Annotated in this window: 2 pseudogenes; one reads left to right on the forward strand and one right to left on the reverse strand. The window is 64.4% G+C overall.

The window, feature by feature from the left end:
- Window positions 1–145: 145 nt before the first annotated feature.
- A pseudogene (locus EPO41_RS04875) lies at window positions 146–1408 on the forward strand (IS110 family transposase).
- A gap of 245 nt (window positions 1409–1653) precedes the next feature.
- Here EPO41_RS04875 and EPO41_RS04880 read toward each other — a convergent pair.
- Window positions 1654–2294, reverse strand: a pseudogene (locus tag EPO41_RS04880) (DDE-type integrase/transposase/recombinase); the annotation flags it as partial.

Here is a 2294-nt window from a genome sequence, read left to right on the forward strand (position 1 = left end):
TAGCACATTGGGAACGGGCTCGATGGGAGCCTCGGGCGGCTGCGCGAAGCCTCGTGAGCGCAGCGCTGCCGTCCGAGGCGATCGTGGGCCGGTCGCAGGTCTCTAAAGTGAGCGTGTCAGCACTTCACTCCGGAGGCATCAGCCCATGATTACGACGCAGTTTACGCCGCCGCAGGCGGCGCTTGTAGCCATCGATATCGCCAAGAACCGCCATGAGGTCCTTATTGACCCCGGCGCTGGAATGCGGCGCCGTCGACTGAGCGTTCTGAACAATCGGGCGGAACACGATCGCCTGGTCGCTACCCTGCGCGATCTCGGTAGGCCGGTGATCGTCGGCTTCGAACCCACCGGCAACTACCACCGCGTCCTTGCGCATCGGCTGATCAGCGCCGGGTTCGAGACCCGGCTGATCTCGAGCATGGCACTCGCCCGCACCCGCGAGGCCCTTCACAACGGTTGGGACAAGAACGATCCGAAGGATGCCCAGGTCATCCTGCATATGCTGCGGATCGGTGCCACGACCGTATACAGCGACCCTGGCTACGGCCGTCTGAACGACCTTCAGGAGTTGTCGAAGACGCACGACATGGTCTCGCGTGCCAAGACAGAACTCTGGCATCGCCTCCTGACTCACTACTTGCCACTCTACTTCCCAGAGGCCGAGCGCTTCCACGGCAACTCGCGCAGCGACTGGTTCCTGGCCCTCCTCGAGCAGTTCCCGACGCCAGCCAGCATTACGGTTCTCTCCAAGGAAGCGTTCATCGAGGCCGCGTGAGACCTCGTCGGCCGCAAGGTCTCGAAGACCCGGCTTCTGGCCGATATTTACGAGACAGCACGTAGTTCGACGGCCCTGCCGGTACGGCTCGATTCGCCGGCGATCGCAATGTTCCGCATGGTTCTTGCCGAGGGCAGAAGCCTCCTGCGCCAACGCGACCAGATCGAAGCCCAGGCCGAGGCTCTCTTGCTCGACGATCCAGATTCGGCCCGGTTGCGCCAGCTCCCGGGTATCGGACCCATCATCGCCCTGACCATTCTCGCCGAGGCCGGCAATCTGCGCCGCTTTGGCCATCATCGCCAGTTCCTCAAGTTCTGCGGGTTCGATCTCGCGACCCATCAGTCCGGCACCTTCCGCGGCCAGACCAAGCTGTCCAAGTTCGGCAACGCCCGACTGCGGCGCTCCTTCTGGTTGGCGGCCCAGGTCGCGATCCGGCAGCGCGACAACTCATTCCGGGAACATTATGGCCGATACGTCGCCAAGGATCCCGAGAACAAGCATCTCCGGCGCAAGGCGCTCACCGCAGTCGCCGCCAAGATGGCGCGCGTCGCCCATGCGATCGTCCGCTCCGGAGCCGACTACCGGCCGTTCTTCGAACAGCCGGTGCCAAGTGGAAGGACTTCGCTCTGTTAGTGCCGTGAGGGCGCGGTTCACCCCGCTACCCTGTAGATAATGTTGGGGCCTTTCACTTGGTCGCGTATCTCGTTTTAAGGACGGTCAGGACCGTCTCGTTCCGGCGGATCCTCAGTTTGCTATGGTTGAGAGCGCACCCTTGAACGGTGGAAGCCACTTGGTCCTCGTTCTCCTTAACGGCGACCGGCACACGCCGGCGCAACGAGACCTGCTGTCTGATCGCTACCTCTTGACTGACCAGTTAGGCCGTTGTCGGAGCGCAGGTAGAGCGGCGCGCCGCGTTCGCTGACCAGCCGCGACAGCACCTCGATCACGCGGCCCGAGCGGATACGACCATCGACCTCGATCGCGAGGCCCTCCCTGGTCCACTCGTCGGTGACGGTCAGGCACTTGAGTTGTTGCCCATTGGCGCACCAGTCGAAGACAAAGTCGTACGACCATACCTGGTTGGCGCCAGTGGGCGCCTGCGGACGGGGCCGCCCGGTCGCGATCCGCTTGCGCGGGCGCTTGCGGGGTACCTGCAGCCGAGCCCGTCGCCACAGCCGCCAGCAGCGGCCCCAGCTCATGGCATGGCCCTCGCGCTCCAGGAAGATGCGGATACGCCGGTAGCCGAAGCGCGGGTACTGCGCACCCAGCGCCGCCATGCGCGCCAGCACAGGAGCATCCTTCTCCGCCTTCCTCGACCGGTAGCCCAAGGCCGAACGGGCCACGCCCAGCAGCGTGCAAGACCGTCGTTGCGACAGGCCGCGGCGCCCTGCATACGCCACCTGCTCGCGACGGGCCGGCACGCCTACCATTTTTTTGCAGCGATCTCCTTCATCACCTCGATCTCGAGGTCGCGTTCCGCCACCAGCTTCTTCAGCCGTGCGTTCTCCTGCTCGAGCTG

This window comes from Reyranella sp. (genome assembly GCF_004297265.1).
Lineage (GTDB): Bacteria > Pseudomonadota > Alphaproteobacteria > Reyranellales > Reyranellaceae > Reyranella.